25 protein-coding genes are annotated in these 21125 nt (G+C 61.6%); 18 read left to right on the plus strand and 7 right to left on the minus strand.

What is annotated here, in order from left to right; translation table 11 throughout:
• The first annotated feature begins 157 nt into the window (after positions 1-157).
• On the plus strand, positions 158-487 hold the full coding sequence (locus ABWV42_RS06460) for an ArsR/SmtB family transcription factor (RefSeq protein ID WP_255107699.1): 330 nt from the start codon (positions 158-160) through the stop codon (positions 485-487).
• Positions 488-590: 103 nt separating this feature from the next.
• Here ABWV42_RS06460 and ABWV42_RS06465 read toward each other — a convergent pair whose 3' ends face one another.
• Together ABWV42_RS06465 and ABWV42_RS06470 are read right to left on the minus strand one after the other, a co-directional pair.
• A complete protein-coding gene (locus ABWV42_RS06465) occupies positions 591-1472 on the minus strand; it encodes a DMT family transporter (RefSeq protein ID WP_353339373.1) in 882 nt (293 codons plus the stop codon).
• Positions 1469-2350: a LysR family transcriptional regulator gene (locus ABWV42_RS06470; protein ID WP_353339526.1), complete on the minus strand. Its 882-nt coding sequence runs from the start codon at positions 2348-2350 to the stop codon at positions 1469-1471. Before ABWV42_RS06470 ends, ABWV42_RS06465 begins: the two co-directional genes overlap by 4 nt.
• Before the next feature lie 124 nt (positions 2351-2474).
• On the opposite strand from ABWV42_RS06470, the gene ABWV42_RS06475 reads away from it, so the two are divergent.
• Complete coding sequence (locus tag ABWV42_RS06475; RefSeq protein WP_353339374.1) at positions 2475-3017, plus strand: FMN-dependent NADH-azoreductase; 543 nt, start codon at positions 2475-2477, stop codon at positions 3015-3017.
• Between the two features lie 51 nt (positions 3018-3068).
• Here ABWV42_RS06475 and ABWV42_RS06480 read toward each other — a convergent pair whose 3' ends face one another.
• On the minus strand, positions 3069-3605 hold the full coding sequence (locus tag ABWV42_RS06480; RefSeq protein WP_353339375.1) for a prolyl-tRNA synthetase associated domain-containing protein: 537 nt from the start codon (positions 3603-3605) through the stop codon (positions 3069-3071).
• 468 nt (positions 3606-4073) lie between these two features.
• Here ABWV42_RS06480 and ffh point away from each other — a divergent pair, with 468 nt between their 5' ends.
• From ffh to rpmE, 11 genes are all read left to right on the plus strand, one after another.
• Positions 4074-5594 (plus strand): signal recognition particle protein, encoded by a 1521-nt coding sequence (gene ffh / locus ABWV42_RS06485; RefSeq protein ID WP_353339376.1) that lies wholly within the window; start codon positions 4074-4076, stop codon positions 5592-5594.
• Positions 5595-5705: 111 nt separating this feature from the next.
• On the plus strand, positions 5706-6260 hold the full coding sequence (locus ABWV42_RS06490) for a GNAT family N-acetyltransferase (RefSeq protein ID WP_353339377.1): 555 nt from the start codon (positions 5706-5708) through the stop codon (positions 6258-6260).
• Positions 6260-6865 (plus strand): GNAT family N-acetyltransferase, encoded by a 606-nt coding sequence (locus ABWV42_RS06495; protein WP_353339378.1) that lies wholly within the window; start codon positions 6260-6262, stop codon positions 6863-6865. Before ABWV42_RS06490 ends, ABWV42_RS06495 begins: the two co-directional genes overlap by 1 nt.
• 4 nt (positions 6866-6869) lie before the next feature.
• A complete protein-coding gene (locus tag ABWV42_RS06500; RefSeq protein WP_500153200.1) occupies positions 6870-7166 on the plus strand; it encodes a chorismate mutase in 297 nt (98 codons plus the stop codon).
• Positions 7167-7237: 71 nt separating this feature from the next.
• Complete coding sequence (rpsP, locus tag ABWV42_RS06505; RefSeq protein WP_353339379.1) at positions 7238-7594, plus strand: 30S ribosomal protein S16; 357 nt, start codon at positions 7238-7240, stop codon at positions 7592-7594.
• A gap of 173 nt (positions 7595-7767) precedes the next feature.
• Positions 7768-8271: a ribosome maturation factor RimM gene (gene rimM, locus ABWV42_RS06510; protein WP_255107720.1), complete on the plus strand. Its 504-nt coding sequence runs from the start codon at positions 7768-7770 to the stop codon at positions 8269-8271.
• A gap of 1 nt (position 8272) precedes the next feature.
• Positions 8273-9085 (plus strand): hypothetical protein, encoded by an 813-nt coding sequence (locus tag ABWV42_RS06515; protein WP_353339381.1) that lies wholly within the window; start codon positions 8273-8275, stop codon positions 9083-9085.
• Between the two features lie 77 nt (positions 9086-9162).
• The gene (gene trmD / locus ABWV42_RS06520) at positions 9163-9981 is read left to right on the plus strand and encodes a tRNA (guanosine(37)-N1)-methyltransferase TrmD (protein WP_353339382.1); all 819 of its coding nucleotides are present in this window, start codon (positions 9163-9165) and stop codon (positions 9979-9981) included.
• 84 nt (positions 9982-10065) lie between these two features.
• On the plus strand, positions 10066-10398 hold the full coding sequence (locus ABWV42_RS06525; protein WP_255107727.1) for a YegP family protein: 333 nt from the start codon (positions 10066-10068) through the stop codon (positions 10396-10398).
• 311 nt (positions 10399-10709) lie between these two features.
• On the plus strand, positions 10710-11084 hold the full coding sequence (gene rplS / locus ABWV42_RS06530; RefSeq protein WP_255107729.1) for a 50S ribosomal protein L19: 375 nt from the start codon (positions 10710-10712) through the stop codon (positions 11082-11084).
• An 11-nt stretch (positions 11085-11095) separates the two neighbouring features.
• On the plus strand, positions 11096-11317 hold the full coding sequence (gene rpmE, locus ABWV42_RS06535) for a 50S ribosomal protein L31 (protein WP_255107730.1): 222 nt from the start codon (positions 11096-11098) through the stop codon (positions 11315-11317).
• A gap of 77 nt (positions 11318-11394) precedes the next feature.
• On the opposite strand, the gene ABWV42_RS06540 is transcribed toward rpmE, so the two are convergent.
• Complete coding sequence (locus ABWV42_RS06540; RefSeq protein WP_353339384.1) at positions 11395-12153, minus strand: acyl-homoserine-lactone synthase; 759 nt, start codon at positions 12151-12153, stop codon at positions 11395-11397.
• Positions 12154-12442: 289 nt separating this feature from the next.
• Between ABWV42_RS06540 and ABWV42_RS06545 the strand changes: the two genes are divergently transcribed.
• A complete protein-coding gene (locus tag ABWV42_RS06545) occupies positions 12443-13831 on the plus strand; it encodes a sensor histidine kinase (protein WP_353339385.1) in 1389 nt (462 codons plus the stop codon).
• Here the strand turns inward: ABWV42_RS06545 and ABWV42_RS06550 are convergent.
• Complete coding sequence (locus tag ABWV42_RS06550; RefSeq protein WP_353339386.1) at positions 13828-14997, minus strand: benzoate/H(+) symporter BenE family transporter; 1170 nt, start codon at positions 14995-14997, stop codon at positions 13828-13830. The genes ABWV42_RS06545 and ABWV42_RS06550 overlap by 4 nt on opposite strands.
• 96 nt (positions 14998-15093) lie before the next feature.
• On the opposite strand from ABWV42_RS06550, the gene ABWV42_RS06555 reads away from it, so the two are divergent.
• The 3 genes from ABWV42_RS06555 to ABWV42_RS06565 are packed head-to-tail and all read left to right on the plus strand — an operon-like array spanning position 15094 to position 17487.
• The gene (locus tag ABWV42_RS06555; RefSeq protein WP_353339387.1) at positions 15094-15645 is read left to right on the plus strand and encodes a helix-turn-helix domain-containing protein; all 552 of its coding nucleotides are present in this window, start codon (positions 15094-15096) and stop codon (positions 15643-15645) included.
• Positions 15646-15683: 38 nt separating this feature from the next.
• Entirely contained in the window at positions 15684-16625 is a 942-nt protein-coding gene (locus ABWV42_RS06560) for a hypothetical protein (protein WP_353339389.1), read from the plus strand.
• Positions 16525-17487, plus strand: coding sequence for an NAD-dependent epimerase/dehydratase family protein (locus tag ABWV42_RS06565; protein WP_353339390.1), 963 nt, complete (start codon positions 16525-16527; stop codon positions 17485-17487). The genes ABWV42_RS06560 and ABWV42_RS06565 overlap by 101 nt, the downstream gene beginning before the upstream one ends.
• Before the next feature lie 93 nt (positions 17488-17580).
• On the opposite strand, the gene ABWV42_RS06570 is transcribed toward ABWV42_RS06565, so the two are convergent.
• The gene (locus ABWV42_RS06570; protein ID WP_353339391.1) at positions 17581-18723 is read right to left on the minus strand and encodes a trans-sulfuration enzyme family protein; all 1143 of its coding nucleotides are present in this window, start codon (positions 18721-18723) and stop codon (positions 17581-17583) included.
• Between the two features lie 109 nt (positions 18724-18832).
• On the opposite strand from ABWV42_RS06570, the gene ABWV42_RS06575 reads away from it, so the two are divergent.
• Positions 18833-19468, plus strand: coding sequence for a pseudouridine synthase (locus tag ABWV42_RS06575; RefSeq protein ID WP_353339527.1), 636 nt, complete (start codon positions 18833-18835; stop codon positions 19466-19468).
• Positions 19469-19482: 14 nt separating this feature from the next.
• Here ABWV42_RS06575 and ABWV42_RS06580 read toward each other — a convergent pair whose 3' ends face one another.
• Complete coding sequence (locus ABWV42_RS06580) at positions 19483-20940, minus strand: sulfatase family protein (protein ID WP_353339393.1); 1458 nt, start codon at positions 20938-20940, stop codon at positions 19483-19485.
• Positions 20941-21125: the final 185 nt, after the last annotated feature.

A 21125-nucleotide genomic window follows, 5' to 3' on the forward strand; every position in this document is an offset into this window, starting at 1 on the left:
CACGATACCCCATTCAAGGCATTGTAAATAAACAACATTTTATCAATCTCGAAAGGTGCGTCGATTCCGTCGCAGGCCCGCAGGGACCGGATTCACGCCAAAACCCTTATTCAACCAAATGGTTGACGATTATCCCCCGCCCCTATTTATGGAAATCATGTCCAACCCGCTCGATACCGTCTTCTCCGCCCTCGCCGACCCCACGCGCCGCACGATCCTGTCGATGCTGCTCGAGGACGACATGGCCGTAACCGACGTGGCCGAGCCGTTTGACATGTCTCTTGCGGCAATTTCCAAACACCTGACAATCCTCACCAAGGCAGGTCTGATCTCGCAGGAAAAACGCGGCCGGGTGAAATGGTGCAAACTGGAACCCGACGCCCTGCGCGAAGCCTCGGTCTGGATGCAGAGCTTCGGACAGTTCGAGGCCGTCAACCTCGACGCCTTCGAACGCTTCCTGGAAACCGAACTGCAGGACGAGGCCTGACGCAGCGCCCACAAGACGTTTCAAAACGTCTTGTGCAAGCGCCTTCGAAGGCGCTTGCCACCGCCACCGGCGCAACAAAGGCTTTTCGAAAAGCCTTTGCCCCTCAGTGCTCGTTTCGCAACAGCAGCAAGAGCGCCACAACCGTCATCGCCACACCCCCCCAGACCAATCCGGTCGGCGCCCCATGGCCAAGAAGGATCTCCCATCCGATAACCCAGCTGGGCACGAGGTAGGTATAGGCCATCACCTTCGCGCTCGGCAGGTTGAGCGTGGCAAACTGCAACAGCACGAAGGTCGCCGCCGAGGCAAAGATCGCCAGATAGAAGACAGTGATCCAGACAATCCCCGGCAACGCCGCCCAATCCGTCGCCACGATGTCACGCCAGCCATAGACCGTCAGGATGACGAACCCGGCGACCAGCATCCCGAAGGTGAACACCACCGCAGGCTCGCCCCGGTTCAGCTTGCGCACCATCGGCGTATAGATCGCATGCGCCACACAGCCCCAGAAGTAATAGATCTCGCCCTGTCCGACCCGAAACCGCAGGAACGCGGCCCAGTCAGCCCGGAAGATCACCCAGAGCGCCCCCACGGCACCAATCGACAGCGCCAGCGCCATCCGGCGCGTCGTCACCTGCCGCAACAGAAGGTACCCGAACAAACCCGACATCAGCGGCGTCAGGGTAAAGACGGCGGCGGTGCTGACCGGCGCCGCCGTCTTCAGCCCCTCGAACATCAGGACGAAATAGATGGCGAACAACCCGCCCAGCACCAGATACCGCCAGGGCGCACGCGCCGCGCTGCGCGGCAATCCGGTCGTGGCCGTCGCCGCAACACCGATCACCGCCCCCGCGATCAGGAACCGCAGGGCATTCAAGGCCGCCGGTGCAATCTCATTTGCCGCCAGTGACCCGAGCGAAAACGAGCCGGCCACAAGCGCGGAAAACACCAGCATGGCCAGATGGCCACGCGCAATCGGGCTCATATGCAATCCCAGTTCTTGATGCGCGCCTTCAGGAAGGTGAGGAAGGTCTGCACCTTCGTGGTGCGGTGCAAGTCGACATGGGTCACCAGCCACAATGGCCCGCTCCAGTCTGCGCGCGGCTCCATGATCTCGACAAGATCGTCATAATTCGACGCGCTCCACACCGACAGGAAACCGATCCCGGCCCCCGCCGCAACCGCGCGTTCCGTCGCCAGCGCGTCCATCGTGCGAAACACCACCTGCTCGCGCGGAACATGGTCATTCAGCCACTTCAAGAACGGCGCGCGCAGACGCACCTCGTCGGGGCCGACAAACCGGTGCTTGATCAGTTCCTCTTCATCCTTGGGCATCCCGAACCGTTCAACATAGGCCTTGCTGGCATAAAGCCCCACCGGCAGGCTCCCGATACCCTGCACCACGTTGTCGAGTTCCTCCGGCTGCGGACCAGCCCGCAGTGCCACATGCGCCTCGCCGTATTCCAGGCGAAACAACCGGGTGCCGGTCAGATAACGGATGATGATGTCGGGATGTTCCTCCTGGAAATCCGCGAGGATCGGCGCCATCAGCGGTGTCATGTTCTCCAGCGAGGTCACAACCAACTCGCCGCGCATTTCCTCGCCGCGCCCCTTGATGCGACCTTCCAACTGACCGAACTGATCGTCTGTCGCCTTGGCCACGCGCAACAGGTCTTCGCCGGCCTCGGTCGGCGTGTATCCGCGCGCATGGCGCTGGAACAGCTTGACCCCAAGCTTGCCTTCAAGCGCATCAATGTGCCGGATGACGGTGGCATGATGCACGCCCAGCACCTCGGCCGCCCCGCTCACGGTTCCCTTGCGCGCCACCTGATAGGCCGTGCGCACCTCGTCCCAGTTATCCATCATCAACACCCTGTGCAAATTTCAACATACTCTGCGCAAATTATGCGAGTTGTGTTTGTTTTTGCAATAACCAAATGTCCCTTCAGAAAGACACGGAAACATCGCATCTGACAAGGACCATCCCATGACCAACACCGTACTGCACATCGACGCCTCCGCCCGCCACGAAGGCTCGCTCTCGCGCCTGCAATCCGCCAAGATCGTTGAAGCGCTCGGCGCCGACAAGGTGATCACCCGCGATCTCGCCAACGGCCTGCCCTTCCTGGATGCGGCCTGGGTGGAAAGCACCTTCATCGCCCCGGACGAACGCTCCGCGGCCCAGGCCCGCGCGCTTGATCTTTCAGACGAGCTGGTCGCCGAACTGCAAGCCGCCGACACCATCGTGATCGGCACGCCGATGTACAACTTCTCGATCCCCGCGGTCCTGAAGGCATGGATCGACCAGACCGCCCGTGCTGGCGTGACCTTTGCCTACACGGAAAACGGCCCCAAGGGCCTGCTGGAAGACAAGAAGGTCATCGTGACCATGGCCACCGGCGGCGTTCCGGTCGGCTCCGACTATGACTATGCCTCGACCTACCTGCGCTTTGCGCTTGGCTTCATCGGCATCACCGATGTCACCATCCTCGACAAGGACGGCAACGCCCCGGAACTGGCCGCGGCCTGACGCTACCAGCGACAACAGATCGGCGAGGGGCCTTCCCCTCCCGACAGTGTGTCAGTCCAGATCCAGCCAGGTCGGGCTGACATCCATCTTTTCAAAGAACACCGCAAGATCGGCAAAGGTCATGCCGATGGTGCGATCATTGACCAGCGGATGCATGTAGATACGGTCCGCCGTCTTCGCCGCCGCGTCCATGAAAAAGGTCACACCTTTTTCGGCACCACTCACCATCGCCAGCGGGCTGACCGCGCCGGGACGGATACCCAGGTTCTCCATAAGGCGATCCGCCGACCCGAAAGACAGGTTGCCCACCCCAAGCTGCGCCCCAAGCGCCTTGAGATCAATCTCGCGATCCTGCTCCAGCGTCACCAGGTAGTTGCGCTTTTTCTTGTCCCGCAGATAAAGGTTCTTCACGCGAAACGCGGTCTCGCCTTCGACAACAAGCCCCGCTTCCACCGATTTCGCATCTTCCACCGTGCGCAGCGGCACGTGCTCATGAAACGTGAACTCAAGCCCCCAGCCCCGAAGCTGTTCGAGAAGGGCATCCGATGATACCGGCAAGCTGTCCTGATAAGTCGAAGAGGCGTCCATGGCACATGTCTCCCTGATGGCGTGCCTTCCGCTCTTGGCCCATTCAACGCCCCTCCTCAAGCCGGAAACCGACAGCTTTCGGGAATATATGCCTCAAACCCTGCACCCGTCGCGACGATCCGGATCACCCGCAATATCCGGCCCTTTGGCGATAGGTCTGTCGGCACAGGCCCTTTGCCTCTGATCGCCGCTCAACAAAGTCGTTCAAATGATGCCATGCACCAACAAGACAAACCCACACCTCCAACGCTCAAAGCGCAACATCGCAAGGCTGCACGCCTTGACTCTCGCCCCCTCCGAGTCTAAACGCCCCTCAATCCGGGAGTCCGTCAAAACTTCCGGTCCCATGGCCTTTGGCCGGGATCGCCCCCCGTCAGCGCGATGCGCCCACGGGGGACATTGGCGTTTGGGCGGTTCGTACCTATGTTCGGGCCAGATAGCAGCGGTTGAAAAGGAGCCGAGAAAGCGATGTTTGAAAATCTGAGCGAACGCCTTTCCGGTGTCTTCGATCGCCTGACCAAACAGGGCGCCCTGTCCGAAGACGACGTCAAGACCGCACTGCGCGAAGTGCGCGTTGCCCTGCTCGAAGCCGACGTCTCGCTGCCCGTGGCCCGCGACTTCGTCAAGGCGGTGCAGGAAAAGGCCACCGGCCAGTCCGTGACCAAATCGGTCACCCCCGGCCAGCAGGTCGTCAAGATCGTCCATGACGAGCTGAAAAACGTCCTCGAAGGCGACAACGAGGAACCCGGCGAACTCAAGGTCGACAACCCGCCCGCCCCGATCCTGATGGTCGGTCTGCAAGGCTCGGGTAAGACCACCACCACCGGTAAGCTCGCCAAGCGCCTCAAGGAAAAGAACGGCAAGCGGGTCCTCATGGCCTCGCTCGACATCTACCGCCCTGCCGCGATGCAGCAGCTTCAGGTGCTCGGCACCCAGATCGGTGTCGACACCCTGCCCATCGTCGCCGGCGAAACCGCCGTCCAGATCGCCAAGCGGGCCAAGCAACAGGCCACGCTGGGCGGCTACGACGTCTACATGCTCGACACCGCGGGCCGCCTGCAGATTGACGAAGTCCTCATGAAAGAGGTCGAAGACGTCCGCGACGTGGTGAAACCGCGTGAGACCCTGCTGGTGGTCGACGGCCTGACCGGTCAGGTCGCAGTCGAGGTCGCCGAGGAATTCAACGGCAAGATCGGCATCTCCGGCGTGGTCCTGACCCGGATGGACGGTGACGGCCGTGGCGGTGCGGCGCTCTCGATGCGCGCGGTCACTGGCAAGCCGATCAAGTTCGTCGGTCTCGGCGAAAAGATGGACGCGCTGGAAACCTTCGAACCCGACCGGATCGCAGGCCGTATCCTCGGCATGGGCGACATCGTAGCGCTGGTTGAAAAGGCCCAGGAAACCATCGAAGCCGAACAGGCCGAAAAGATGATGAAGCGTTTCCAGAAGGGCCGCTTCAACATGAACGACCTCAAGATGCAGCTCGAACAGATGCAGAAGATGGGCGGCATGGAAGGCGTGATGGGCATGATGCCCGGCATGGCCAAGATGTCGAAACAGGTCTCCGAGGCCGGCTTCGACGACAAGATGATCAAGCGCCAGATCGCACTGGTCAACTCCATGACCAAGATGGAACGCGCCAACCCGCAGATCCTTCAGGCCAGCCGCAAGAAACGCATCGCCGCCGGTGCCGGTCTCGAAGTGTCCGAGCTGAACAAGCTCCTCAAGATGCAGCGCCAGATGTCCGACGTCATGAAGAAGATGGGCAAGATGGGCAAAGGCGGCATGCTGAAACAGGCCATGAAAGGCATGTTCGGCAAGGGCGGCCCCTCGCCCGAGGAGATGGCCGCTGGCATGGACCCCAAGCAACTTGAACAGGCCGCCAAGGCCATGGGCGGCAAAGGCGGCCTTCCCGGCGGCCTGCCCGGTCTGGGCGGCGGCATGGGTGGCCTGCCCCCGGGCCTCTCGGGTTTTGGTAAAAAGAAGTAAAGCGCAGACCATGTCTTCAATGCACCCCAAATACTCCCGCCGGAGGCATCCTGCCCTCCCCACCGCGCCCGGCGCGGCGGTTTCGCGCGGCGTATCGAAAGGGGCTGCCTGATGACCGCGACCACCTTCACCATCCCGACGCTTGAAACCGAACGCCTGATCCTGCGGGCCCACCGCGAAGAGGACATCGCCGCCGAAAAGGCCTTCTTTGCCTCCGATGCGTCGAAATTCGTCGGCGGCCCGCTGCCGCCGCACCGGGCATGGCGCTCCATCGCCATGGTGGTCGGCCACTGGGCCCTGCGCGGCTTCGGCTTCTGGGCGCTCGAGGAAAAAGCCACCGGCACCTACATGGGCCGCGTCGGCCTGTGGTATCCCGACGGCTGGTTCGAACGTGAAATCGGCTGGACCCTGATGCCCGCGGCACAGGGCAAGGGCTTTGCCACCGAAGCGGCCCTGGCGTCGCGCGCCTATGCCTATGACATTCTGGGCTGGGACACCGCGATCTCCCAGATCGACCCGAAAAACGAGCCCTCCAAAGGTGTAGCGCGACGCCTCGGGGCCCGTTTCGAACAGCACTTCGAAGATCCCGAATATGGCACCATCGAAATCTGGCGCCACCCGGCCCCCGAAGACCTCGTCAATGGCGGAATGGAGGCATACGCGTAATGGCCACCAAGAACATCCCCATCCTCGAAACCAAACGCCTCGTGCTGCGTGGCCCGGAACCCGAGGACTATCCGAACTTCAAGGCAACCTTCGCCTCCTACCGCTCGCGCTTCATGGGCGGCCCGCTCAACCCGTACGAGACCTGGATGCTCTATGCGGCCGAGATCGGACACTGGAACATCCGCGGCTATGGCATGTGGATGATCCACGACAAGGACACGGATGAAACCTACGGCATGGCCGGTGGCTGGATGCCCGCCGCCTGGCCCGAACGCGAAATCGCCTGGATCATCTGGCCCGACAAGGCAGGCCACGGCTACGCGCTCGAGGCCACCCACGCCGCCCGCAAGTATTTCTATGATCAACTTGGCTGGGACAGCGCCGTCTCCTACCTCGATCCCAAGAACCTCGACTCGATCCGCCTCGCGGAACGCCTCGGGGCGCAAAAGGACAAAGAGGCCGCCTCGGTTGATGGTCACGACGTAGTCTACCGCCATCCCTCGGCGGAGCAGTTGAAAGACAGCCAGATCAACCACGGCATCGAGATGGAAATCAGCCACTACGCCGACCCGATGTTCAAACCGAAAGGATACGCGCTTGACTGACCCCGTGACCGACGACGTGATCCGCGCGTCCGAGATCCTCGCCGAACACCGCGAAAGCATCGACCGCCTCGATGCCATCCTTGTCTACACCCTGGGCGAACGCTTCAAGCACACCCAGGCCGTTGGCAGGCTCAAGGCCGAACATGCGCTGCCGCCGTCCGATCCGGACCGTGAATCCAAGCAGATCGCGCGCCTCGAAGACCTTGCCAACCGGGCCAATCTTGACCCGGAATTCGCCAAGAAATTCCTGAACTTCATCATCGATGAGGTCATCAGGCACCACAAGAAACACCAGCAGTAAGGCTGGTAGATCGAACAACAGGAATGACGGGGCCAGGCCCCTCAAATAGCTTAGGAACAGGAGTAATCACCATGGCTATGAAAATTCGTCTCGCCCGCGGCGGCTCGAAAAAGCGTCCCTTCTATCGCGTTGTTGCGGCTGACAGCCGTATGCCCCGCGATGGCCGTTTCATCGAGAAACTGGGCACCTACAACCCGCTTCTGCCGAAAGATTCGGAAGAGCGCGTAAAACTGAACATGGAACGCATCCAATACTGGCTCGACCAGGGCGCTCAGCCCACCGACCGTGTTGCACGTTTCCTCGAAGCGGCTGGCACCCTCGCCAAGACCGAGCGCAACAACCCGAAAAAAGCCGAGCCGGGCCAGAAAGCCAAGGATCGCGCTGAAGAAAAAGCCGCCAAGGCAGCTGAAGCCGCAGCCGAAGAATAAGGCCGGTTTTCTCACCACTTTGGTGACGGGGCGCTCCTTGCTGGGGCGCCCCGATGCGTTTGAGCTCACAGTTTTTTCGCCCGCAAGGCCAACCACCCCGGCCAACGGGTTGCCCTTGGCCACCGGATAAGGGAAAACAGGGATCAACACGGCAAACGGGGCGGAAGATCGAAATGACTGAAATGGTCTGTGTCGGCGCAATCGCAGGGGCCTATGGCGTCCGGGGCGAGGTGCGCCTCAAGAGCTTCACCGCCGAGGCCGAGGCCATCGCCGACTATGCGCCGCTAACCACCGAGGACGGCACGCAGAGCTTTACCCTGACCATCACCCGCGCCATCAAGAATGGCCTCGCTGCCCGCCTGTCCGGGGTCTCGACCAAGGAAGAGGCGGACGCGCTCAAGGGCACTCAGCTTTTCGTGCCGCGCGACCGACTGCCCGATCTCGATGACGACGAATTCTACTATACCGATCTTGTGGGCCTAGAAGTCCGCGACACCGGCGGCACGGTGCTTGGCCATGTGAAATCGGTGCAGAACCACGGCGCAACCGACCTTCTGGAAATCCACGGCCCCGGCCTCAAGGCAACCGTCCTTTTGCCCTTTACCCGCGAAGCCGTACCCACCGTCGACATTTCCGGCGGCCGCATCATCGCTGATCCGCCCGAAGGGCTGTTCTGAAATGCGCCGTCTTCTGATCCATGCCGGTTTTCACAAGACCGGCACCAAGAGCGTTCAGAAAATGCTCTTCAAGAACCGCCAGCTTCTTGCCCCGACAACCCATGTCCTGCTGAACAAGAACCTCAACGGCATCGACAAACTGGCCCGCGCCTATTCCTCCGAGGTCGCCACCGCCGATCTGATCGAACTCACGCAACGGTTCGCAGAACTGCTCGAAGACATTCCGTCGGATGACACCCGCGACATCCTGATCAGCTCCGAAGACCTCTGCGGCCTGATGCCGGGACGGCGCGATATTGTCACCTACGACATCGCCCCGATCCTGATGAAGGCCATCTCCCACACCCTGGAAAAGGCGCTGGCAACACCAACCGAGGTGATCTTCTACTTCTCGATGCGCGAGGCGCAATCCTGGCTGCACAGCTGTCACAGCCACCACGTGCGCGTCGTGCGCATGACCATGCAGCCCGAGGCCTATTTCAAAGCCTACGCCGAATCCGCCGATCTGCCGCGCATCATTGACAAGGTCCGCATCGCCGTCGCACCCCATCGCGTCGAAACGGCCTGGCTCGAAGACTTCACCAACGCCCCCCTTGGCCCCCTGCAACCAATCGCCGATCTGCTCGACTGGCCCGAGCCCCTGCGCCGCGAGATCAAGCTGCTGCCCCCGGCCAACGTCGGCATCCCGGACGAGTTGCGCCACGAATTCCTGCTGATCAACGAGGCCACCGAAGACGCCGAGGAACTGCGCAACGCCAAGGAAAACGCCCGCCGCCGCTACCGCTTGCGCCAGCGCGCCAAACAAAACAGCTGACCGGACCCGGGCTAGACCTTGCCCGCATTTTCCGGCATGGGACAGCCACCAGAAACCGAACCCGCGAAAGACACCCCATGACCGACAAACCCCGCTCCCATGGCCGCAAGTCGATCTCCGTCTCGTTCAAACCGCGCGAACTCGTCACGAATAACCCGCGTCTCGCCGGTGTCTGGACCGCCCGTATCATCACCCTCTTCCCCGAAGCCTTTCCCGGTGTCCTCGGCGAAAGCCTGACCGGCAAGGCCCTCAAGGATGGCAAGTGGCAGATCGAAACCACCGATCTGCGCCTCTTCGGCGAAGGCAAGCACCGCAATGTCGATGACACGCCCGCAGGCGGCGGTGCCGGCATGGTCCTGCGCGCCGATGTGCTGGGCAAGGCGATTGATCACACTCTGAAGGGCGCACGCGGCAGGCTGCCACTGGTCTATCTCTCCCCCCGCGGGCGCCGCTTCGATCAGCAGATGGCGCGGGAATGGGCCTCCTGCGATGGCGTGACCATGCTCTGCGGTCGCTTCGAAGGCGTCGATCAGCGGGTTCTCGACCACTACAACATTCAGGAAGTCTCGCTGGGTGATTTCGTCCTCACAGGCGGGGAAATCGCCGCGCAGGCCATGATCGATGCCACCGTCCGCCTTCTGCCCTCGGTCCTTGGCAATGCCGAAAGCATCGAGGACGAAAGCCACTCGAACGGCCTGCTCGAACACCCGCAATACACCCGCCCCGCCGAATGGATGGAGCGCAAGATCCCCGATGTCCTGATGTCCGGCCACCACGGCAAGATCGCCGAATGGCGGCAACAGATGGCCGAGGACCTGACCAAAACACGCCGCCCCGACATGTGGCAGGACTATTGCAAGGCCAGGGGTCTCGACCCCGATGGCAGCAAGGACTGAAAACCGCAGACACACCAATCCGTTGCGGCCTGCCCCGCGAAGTGCTTTAGTGCCTCAAGGCAGATTTGATCAGGGATGGATAACATGGCTGCAAAATTCGAACTCTACACCGACAACGCCGGTGAATTCCGCTTCCGCCTCAAGGCAGGCAATGGCGAGAACATTCTGGCCAGCGAAGGCTACAAGCAAAAGGCCAGCGCCGAAAACGGCATCGCGTCCGTCCGCAAGAACGCGCCCGAAGATGCCCGCTACGAGCGCAAGGAAACCGCGGCCGGCAAGTACATGTTCAACCTCAAGGCCACCAACGGCCAGGTGATCGGCACCTCGCAAAGCTACACAAGCGCATCGGGCCGCGACAACGGCATCGACTCGGTCATGCGCAACGCCCCCGAGGCCAAGCTCGAAGACCTGACCTGAGCGGTCACGACACAATCAGGTTGGGCAGCCCTGCCCAACCTTGAAAACAAGGCCGTTTCCGTTTTCTTGGCCTTGCCACACCCCGATTTCCCCCCTATACACCGCCCGTCCGGGACTCAAATGAGTCGTTCGGACCTGTTCTGTATTCCATTGTCGGGGATTTCTTCATCTCTGAACCGGATCAGGGCAGAAGACGCAAGAAACGACGGCTTACCTCTGGCGGGCGCTGCGGCGGACCCGGTGAAGACACAGAGCTCTTGGACGACACCAACTTCGTGGAGCAACCACGAGCAAATCTAGGAGATGGTCAGATGGATCTGATCGCACAACTCGAGGCGGAACAAATTGCCGCCCTGGGGAAAGACATCCCCGACTTCAAAGCCGGTGACACCATCCGCGTCGGCTTCAAGGTGACCGAAGGTTCGCGCACCCGTGTGCAGAACTACGAAGGCGTCTGCATCAGCCGTAAAAACGGTTCGGGCATTGCCGGTTCGTTCACCGTTCGCAAGATTTCGTTCGGCGAAGGCGTAGAGCGTGTATTCCCGCTGTACTCGACCAACATCGACTCGATCACCGTTGTTCGCCGTGGTCGCGTACGTCGCGCCAAACTGTACTACCTGCGCTCGCGTCGTGGTAAATCGGCCCGTATCGCAGAAGACACCACTTACAAAGCCAAGAAAGCCTAAGGAGCGGTATCATGAAAAAAGACACTCATCCCGATTACCACTTCATCGACGTCAAAATGACCGACGGCACCATCATCAAGATGCGTTCGACCTGGGGCAAAGAAGGCGACACTCTGGCTCTCGACATCGACCCCACCGTGCACCCGGCATGGACCGGCGGCACCTCGCGCTTGCTGGACGCTGGCGGCCGCGTGTCGAAGTTCAAAAAGAAATACGAAGGCCTGGGCTTCTAATCCCTGCCACATCGGTTTCAAAAGAAACGTCGCTCTTTCGAGCGGCGTTTTTCTTTGTCCGGATCGTGGCGCAGGCTTCAGTGCATCTGCTCGACAACGTTCAACAGGACGGCCTGCGACTTGTCCTTGCCAAACTGCATCCGCGGCCCGCAGGGAAACCCCTTGAGGTTCATCCGCCGCAGCCAGCGTGACCACACGGCGGGCACAATCCCGATCACATGTGTCGCCCCCAGCTCGCGGGCGGTGTGTATCATCCCCTCCATCAGCTTGGTCTGCACCTGTAACCGGCGTTTCGCCGGCACGTTCCCGGTAATGAAAATCCGCGACGCCTCCCAGATGTTCTTTTTCACCGGCGCGTCAATGAAAAGGATGTCCGGCGGGATCTGGTCAAGCAACCCCAACTGCGCATCCCGCAGCATATAGGAATACATCCCGCACTCTGCCGTCGTCGGGATCATCCGCACTCCACCAAGGATTTCGCCGTACTCATGAAGCACGATCCACCGGCTAAAGGGAGTGTCGTACTGGTCGAACTCCATCCCGTCGACCTCGGGCAGTCCCCAGCCCTTGTCCTCCACGAATATCTGTCGCCGCGCCTTGAGAAAGTCGACATAGAGGTTGCCATAGGTGCTCATGTTGGCCACCGATAACACCGTACAGGTGACATGACCTGCGTCTGTCACTTCACTTGTCCTGTCGTGAGTGGCCGCCTTTCCCTTGAGCACCGCTTGCGCCGCCACCAACTCGCTCTCCCCATCCCCATGGGCCGGAGCAAGCCCGGGCAAGACCCTGGCACCTTTCTTTTCAAGGCGGCTCTTGTCGTATCGCCGCGTCATTTTCTGCCTCAACTTATGGTTGTTTTAACAAACATGGCAAAAATGGACGCGAGTCGCCACAGAAAAAACAACCTTTTGTTGAGTTAATGCCCAATTTGCGGTATCAGGTGACATGTCAGTCACGCCAATAGGGACTTTCAATTACGATACTGGTGCGTAACAAGTATATGTTTTCATTACCTGAACGGAAAAATCCGCGGGCAAAAAACACTCAAGAGCAGGCTTCGAACGCATGGCGAAATGGATCCGCGGCTTTGCCGCGAAAACCGGGTGGCATAGCAGCTTCCGGATGGAAAAACAGATAAAGGACTACATCCTAGGCGGGATGAGTCTCATCTGGCAGCGTCAGGCAACCTTCCTCGCTGCAACCATTCTCTCGGCCTATTACTTTGATCCAACCGTGGCCCTGTTCTGGTACTCGCTGGTCCTTCTGAGCGAGTTCATCGACAACACCATCTCGCGCCGCATCCTACGTCACGGCAAGTGGTCGCTGGCCGATGGCCGTCGGTTCATGATGTACCTGCTCGGCAGCACGGTGATCAGCTCGGTCACCATCTGCGGCTTCGTCATATCCATGGCCACCAAGGCCGGCCCCACCGCCTATTTCACCCCGCTGTTCTTCCTGTTCGCGGCCGGCATCTTTGCCGCCGTGAACAACCACCAGATCCTGCCGGTCCTGCTCTTGCGTCTGCTGATGTATGGGCTGTCTTTCCTCTACATCCCGCTGCACGACCTGATCGGCTACTGGCCCCCGATTGATGACATCCTCTGGCTGCAACTCTTCACCAGCCTCTTCGTGATGTACTTCGTCATCGACTGCTCGTTCATTTTCCTCAAGCTCTATCGCCACAACCTCCGGCAACTGAAGAACCTGCAAAAGGAACACGAGCGTACCAAGGTGGCCTACAAGGCCAAGACCGAGTTTCTCGCCACCGTCAGCCACGAATTGCGCACCCCCCTCACCTCCATTTCCGGCAGCCTCAGCCTGATCAGTTCCGGCGCCCTCGACGCCGCACCGGAAAAACGGCAGGCCATGCTCAAGATCGCCGAAAGCAACTGCGCGCGCCTGACCTTCCTGATCGAAGACATCCTCACCCTGCAATCGCTCGAGTCGGATGAACTCACCCTCAGCTTCGAGCCTCTCGAACTGGGCGAGTTTCTGCACGATGTACGCGATGCCATGCACGACCGCGTCGAAACCGCGGACATGGCGCTGACCGTCGGCCAGTGGCCCGCCGGCATCCACATCCGCGCCGATCAGGCCCGGCTATTGCAACTGATGAAGAACCTCGTATCGAACGCGGTGAAATTCTCGGACAAGGGCACAACCGTCACCCTCTCTGCCGACATCACCGGCGGCATGGCACGCCTTGCCGTAGCCGATCAGGGCATCGGCATCCCCCCCGGGGCACAGGCCAAGATTTTCGAAAAGTTCACCCAGCTCGACAATTCCGACCAGCGCAAGGTCGGCGGCGCGGGCCTCGGCCTGAACATCGCCCAGCTCATTGCCGAAAAGCACAACGGCACACTGACCTACGAAAGCACACTGGGAGAGGGCTCGACCTTCTATGTCTCGATCCCAATGACCGAAATCAAGCCAAGCGAATCCCGGCAAGACAAGGAAAAGCCCGCGGCCTCAAAACGCCTGCGCGGCGCGGCCCGTCGCAAGGCCGGTTAGGCCCAGGGCCGATCCTCGGGCGACAGGACATAAAGCACCGTCACCCCGAACAAGAGCCCCCAAACCGGCGAAGCGATCCCCGCAAAGCTGATCCCGGAAACGGTGACCAGAAAGGCCACAAGCGCCGCTTCACGCGCTGATGGCCGCTCCAGCGCCCCGTTCAGCGCATTGCCGATGGTCGCCAGCAAGGCCAGCCCCGCCACCGTAACCACCAGCGCTTTGGGTGCCACGAGGAACAGGCTCACCACCGCCGCACCGAACAGGCCTAGCAGCAGATAGACAACACCACTCACCGCCGCCGCCCAATAGCGCGTGGCCTTGTCCTCGCCCGCTTCCGGCCCGGCGCAGATCGCCGCCGTGATCGCCGCCAGATTGATCGCAAAACCCCCAAATGGCGCAAGCGCAAGGCTCAGCAGACCTGTCACCGACAAGGCAGAAGACACCGGCGGCGCATAGCCCGAGGCCTTCAACACCACCACGCCCGCCATGTTCTGCGAGGACATGGTGACAAGGTACAAAGGCACCCCCACCCCGATCATCACCGACAGGGACCACTCCGGCATCACAAACACAGGCCGCGCAATCTCAAGCGCCCCCACGCCGCCCTGAAACTGGCCCGAGGCCACCGCGACACCAATCCCCACCAAAAGAACCAGCGGGATCGCCATGCGCGGCATCAAAAGACGCCCCGCCAGAAACGCGACACACATCGCCCCGACCAACACCGGCGCATCCGGCAGGGCCGTGAACACCCCAAGCCCGAACTGGAACAGCACCCCCGCCAGCATGGCATTTGCGATGGCATCCGGAATGACCTTGGCCAGCTTCTCGAACCATCCCGTCACGCCGGTCAGCCACAGAAGAACACCGCAGAACACGAAGGCCCCCACCGCCTCGCCCAGCGGCACCCCCGGCAAGGCCACCGCCAACAACGCCGCGCCCGGTGTCGACCACGCCGTGAGGACGGGCATTCTGTGGCGCAAAGACAGGTACAGGCTCGACACCCCGCACCCGACCCCAAGCGCCAGCATCCAACTATTGGCCTGCGCCTGCGAGGCCCCCGCCGCCTCAATAGCCTGAAAGATGATCGCCACGCTGCCGGTATATCCCACTAGCACCGCCACGATACCCGCCACCACATGGCTCATGCGCAAGTCCGCCAACATGTCTTTCCCGTGCCTTTCGCCATTTCCGCCCCTATAACTGGGGCAACAACAGGCACTATAGGCTTTGTGCGTTATAACGCACAACTGAAATCTCGCATGTCCGACGCCCCCATCACCATCAACCTGCGCGCCATCCGCGCCAAGGCCGGCCTTTCCCTTTCCGCAACCCAGGATCTCACCGGCGTGTCCAAGGCCATGCTCGGCCAGATCGAACGCGGTGAATCCAGCCCGACCATCGCGACCCTCTGGAAGCTGGCCAAGGGCTTCCACCTGCCCCTCACCGCCTTCATTTCCGATCCGGGCCTGCCCGCCGACGACACCATCGCCTTTCCCGAAAGCATCACGGTGCAGACCCTCTTTGCCTTCGACCCCGCCCTTGGCAACGAAAGCTTCATGATCACACTCGCCCCCGGCCAGTCACATGAATCCCGCGCCCACGACAAAGGCGTGATCGAAGACGTGGTGGCCATACACGGCAAAATCGAAGTGCTGCATGGCGGAACCTGGCACCCGCTTGCCCCGGGAGAGGCCCTGCGCTTCGCCGCCGATCAACCCCACGGCTATCGCACCGCCGGCAATACAGGTGCGCGGTTTCACAACACCATCCACTACCCCGAACCGCTTGCGAGCCCCTCTGCAATCCCCTAGCCTTTCCGGAAAGGTCACTTTGTTTTCAGGTCGGTTTCATGACGCTCAAGCTGGTTTCGGTTCTGCGAGAGTTTACCCTCGAAGACAAATCCACCCCCGACAACGCCAATTTCGTCTTCGACAGTTATGTAAACTGCCCCACCCACGGCCTCGTCCACTTTGCCCGCAAGATCGAAGATTCACAGCAGCCTTGGGTCGACACCACCGTCGTAATGAACGGATCGCAGGTTGTCGGAAGTGGTGAAGACCCTCGCGCCTTCCTCTGGCGCGACAGCCCCTGCATCAGCGCCGCGTTTTTCAACCCGGGGCACGGCTTCATCAACAAGATCTACATCCTCTCGGAAAACCGCTGGCTCACCCTGCTGCCTCCGGACAACCTGGACGCAGGCAAAAACTGGAGCCCCTTCGTGAAGGACGGAGACCTCTATTTCGTCCACGGGTTCTCCCCTTTCCGCGTCTTCAAGGCGCGTATGCTGCACGAAAACGATGGCTTCCTGCTGCTCGACACCGTCGCGGAACACGAGATGCCCACCCGCAAGGCAGACGACAACTATACCCGTCTGCGCGGCGGCTCCAACGCGCTTCAGTTCGGCGACCTGATTGTCGGCGTGGGCCACACCAACGACCGCATTGGCCCGAAGGTGCACACCAACACCTACCACCGCCCCTTTTTCTTCGTCTACCGCCCGGACAAAAGCCTCGCCTACTACGAATGCGCCTTTGATTTCCCGGAACGATATCGCATCGTCGATCCGACCTCCTTCTATGAAAAGGACGGCAAGCTGTTCCTCGTGACCTGCGAAACCGAACAGGTCTGGCACCACACACCACAACAGGGGCGCATCTGCCTCTACGAACTCGAACGACCCGGAGATGACAATGAAGACAGCTTTGGTTTTGGGGGCCGGCGGATTCATCGGTGGCCAGATGGTCAACCGTCTAAAATCCGAAGGCTACTGGGTGCGTGGCGTCGATCTTAAAACCCACGAATTCCAGACCACGCAGGCCGACGAGTTTCTGCTTGGGGACCTGACCCATCAGGATTTCGCCGCGCAAGCGATGGACCGCGACTTTGACGAGATCTACCAGTTCGCCGCCGACATGGGCGGGGCCGGCTACATCTTCACCGGCGATCACGACGCCGCCATCATGCAGAACTCGGCCCAGATCAATCTCAACGTCCTGGCCCGCGCCCACCACCACCGCTTTGGCCGCATCTTCTATGCCTCCTCGGCCTGCATCTACCCGCAGGAAAACCAGGAAGATCCGGACAACCCGGTCTGCTCGGAACACTCGGCCTATCCCGCCCATCCCGACAGCGAATACGGCTGGGAGAAACTGTTCTCCGAACGCCTCTACCTGTCCGCCGCCCGCCAGTACGGCCTCACCGTGCGCATCGCACGCTATCACAACATCTTCGGACCAAACGGCACATGGGAAGGCGGCCGCGAAAAGGCCCCCGCCGCGCTCTGCCGCAAGGTCGCCGAAACACCCGACGGCGGCAGCATCGACGTCTGGGGCGACGGTCTGCAAACCCGCTCGTTCCTCTACATCGACGAATGTATCGAAGCGACCCGCCGCTTTACCGCCTCTGACTTCGAAGGCCCGGTCAACATCGGCTCGGACGAGATGATCTCGATCAACGATCTGGCCCGCATGGCCATCGACCTGTCGGGCAAATCCCTCACCATCACCAACATCCCCGGCCCTCAGGGCGTGCGCGGACGCACCTCCGACAACAGGCTGATCCACCAGGAACTCGGCTGGTCGCCCGATGCGCCTCTTCGCGACGGCATGTCCAGAACCTATGACTGGATCAACACGCAGGTGCAAAACCGTTAACTTATGGCGCGGGGCGCGGCCGGCACCTCCGCAATACCGCCAGAATACCGACGTAATACCGACGTCGGTTTTCACGTTAACCTTTGCGCCGGATCACTGCCCCAGCGCCTGCCCCAGATCGGCAATCAGGTCCCCGGCATCCTCGATCCCCACCGAGATCCGCAACAGGTTTTCGGGAATGCCGGTATGCGGTTCGATCGTATGGCGATGCTCGACAAGGCTCTCCACCCCGCCAAGCGAGGTGGCGCGATGAAACAGGTTCAATCGCCCCGCCACCTTCAGCGCCTCTTCCCGTCCGCCCTTCACAAGGAACGACATCAGGAACCCGAACCCGCCCTGCATCTGGACCTTGGCAAGCTCATGCCCGGCATGGCTTTTCAGCCCGGGATACAGCACATCCTCGACCTGCGGGTGATCGGCCAGAAACTCTGCCACCTGCATCGCGTTCTGACACATCCGCTCCACCCGCAACGGCAGGGTCCGCATCCCGCGCAGCAGCAACCACGCCTCGAACGGCCCCATCACCGCCCCGGCGCTGGCGCGATCATTCCTGATCTCGTCCCAGACCGCATGGCCGTCCCGGGTCACGAGCACGCCCCCCAGCACATCCGAATGGCCATTGATCGCCTTGGTCGCCGAATGCATCACCATGTCCGCACCATGCTCAAGCGGCTTTGACAGGACCGGCGTCGCCGCCGTTCCATCCACCACCAAAAGCGCCCCCGCCCCATGCGCCGCCTCGGCAGCGCGAGCAATATCCACCGTCTTCAGCCAGGGGTTCGACGGGCTCTCGATCCACACAAGATGCGCCGCCCCTTCCGCACAGGCACCCGCCAGCGCCTCTGCATCGCTGGCATCCACCTCGCACATCTCCACCTCGCGACGCTCGCAAAACTCGCGGATCCACTTGGTCGTGCCCCAGTAGATGCCCGACTGCACAACCACGCGTCCCCCGTTCGGAACCGTCCGGAAAAGCGCCGCCACCGCCGCCATGCCACTGGGAAACAACAGCGCCTCGCTGCCGCCTTCCAACTGGGCCAGCACGGATTCCGCCTGCCGCACCACGTCGTTGTGGTCGCGGGCATAGGTGTTCGCCGCGTTCAGCGGATCATAGTCGCGGTCCCTTGCAAAGGTTGTCGAGGGCTGGATCGACGGCACCACACCACCACTCTGCATGTCGATTGCCCCACCGGCCTGCGCAGCCAGGGTCGCCGGTTGCATGTCCTTGAATTCCATCTCGCACCCCATGTCATGTCACGCGCCCATCTGTCGCCATTCGCCTGCAACTTGCAAGCCCCCCTCGCCGCCCTCTATGACAGGACAACCGCTGATCCAAAGGCCCTGCATGTCCCGCACCATCCTGTTCAACAAACCCTATGACGTGCTGTCGCAATTCACCGACAAGGGCACCGAAGGCACCCCCCGACAGACCCTGTCGAATTTCATCGACCTGCCCGGCGTCTATGCCGCCGGTCGGCTCGATCGCGACAGCGAGGGCCTTCTGGTGCTCACCAACGACGGCGGTCTGCAACAGAAAATCGCCAACCCGCGCAACAAGTGGCCCAAGACCTACTGGGTTCAGGTCGAAGGCATCCCCTCCGACGAGGCCCTCGAAATCCTGCGCAAGGGCGTTGACCTGAAAGATGGCAAAACCCGCCCCGCCGAAGCCGCCCGCATAGACGCACCACCGAACCTCTGGCCACGCACCCCGCCCATCCGCGTGCGCAAGTCTGTCCCCGACAGCTGGCTCCGGCTCACCATCCGCGAAGGCCGCAACCGACAGGTCCGCCGCATGACCGCCGCCATCGGCCACCCGACCCTGCGCCTGATCCGCTATGCCATCGGCCCCTGGACCCTCGACGGCCTCCTGCCCGGCACATGGAATGATGCCCCACCGCACCGCCTGCCACCCGAACCAAATCCGCGCACAGGCAAACCCACATCAAAACCCAAACCGCCCCGCAAACCGCGCCGCCGCTAGGGCTTCAATGCACCTCAAATACTCCCGCCGGAGGCATCCGACATCTCGGCCTGCTCGCCCGGTGTCGGGGTGTGGTTGAACAGGTAGGCCGTCAAACAGGCCTCGCGCCCACCCAAGGCTTCGATCTTGCGCCGCTGGTCGGCAAAGGCTTGTGCATTCACCGCCTCGGGATCACAAATCCCGCGCAACCGCGCCGCCCCTTCTGACAGCGCGTCCTGCACCCGCGCACTCTCTTCCCCCGCCAGATCGTGCAGTTCATGAGGATCATCGGCGAGATCGAACAATTGCGGCGCATGGCCAACGTAATGCACGTATTTCCAATCCGCCCAACGCACCATGAAAGTGCCCGTGGTCGAGCCGCCATCATGATATTCACTGAACCCCGTGCGCTCCGGATCATCCGCACCCTGCGCCAGACCAACCAGCGACACGCCAACGGCGGGCACATCCACATTGGCAACCTCATAAGCCGTCGCCGCCACATCCACGAGATTGGCGCAGGTCGTCACCCGCCGCCCCTCCGGCCCCCCCGGCCCGGCAAGGATCATCGGCACGCCGGCTGACTGTTCGTACATCACCTGCTTGGTCCAGAACCCCTGGTCCCCCATCATGTCCCCGTGATCCGAGACATACAGAACCAGCGTCTCCTCCGCCTGGCCGCTCTCTTCCAGCGCCGCCAGAACCCGCCCCACGCAATCGTCCATGAAAGACGTCAGCCCATAGTAGGCGGCCTTCGCCTCGCGCAGGCTGGTCTCATCGAAATACCGGTCATAGTCCCAGAACCCCGCGACATTCTTCAATTCGGAATGCTTAGGCCCACCCGCGCCATAGCCAACAGGCAAATCCATCTCCGCCGGGTCATAGAGGTCATACCACTCCTTCGGACAGGTCAGCGGATAATGCGGGCTGACCAGAGACACGAATGCCGCCCAAGGCCGCTCTGCCCCCGCCCTGTCACGCAACCACGTCTCGGCCGCTGCCGTGATGTCACGGTCATACTGCGTATAGCTGCTCTCGCCCACGCCCACATCCGCCGCAAGCTCCGCCGCCGCGCCATAGTCCGGCAGGTCCTCGCGCAACAGGCCGATCGGCCAACCGATCCCCCCCACCACGTGCATCGGCAAGATCTCTTGCGAAAACCCGTTGTCGTCCTCGCCCGACCGGAAGTGCAGCTTGCCGATCGACACCACGTCCATACCGGCGTCCCGCAACACGTGCATCCAGCTGCGCCGCGATCCGTCATAGGGTGTCGCGCTGTCCCAGTTGCGGATGCTGTGCACCCAATCCCCGGTCGCCAGCGCGGCCCGCGTCGGCACGCACATCGGCGACGGCGTATAGGCGTTCTCGAACACCGCCCCCCGTGCCGCAAGCGCATCAAGGTTCGGGGTCTTCACGATCGGATGGCCCATACAGCCCATCGCATCACGGCGATGTTCGTCGGAAATCAGGATCAGCAGGTTCTTCGGTGTCATCTCTCGCCTCCTGCGCCCAGAAAACCAATCCCGCCACGGGGGCGCATGTTCATTCCCGACATGCCCTGCCAAAGGCGACATTTGCAGATATCCACAGGAAACTGCCCCCAACAGGCAGTCATGGCGCTTCCCCTTGCGCCCGCCACAACATATAGTGCGCTGCAAGCGGCGTCCAAAAGGGCGCC

The sequence above is a fragment of the Pelagimonas sp. KU-00592-HH genome (genome assembly GCF_040369695.1).
Classification (GTDB): domain Bacteria; phylum Pseudomonadota; class Alphaproteobacteria; order Rhodobacterales; family Rhodobacteraceae; genus Shimia.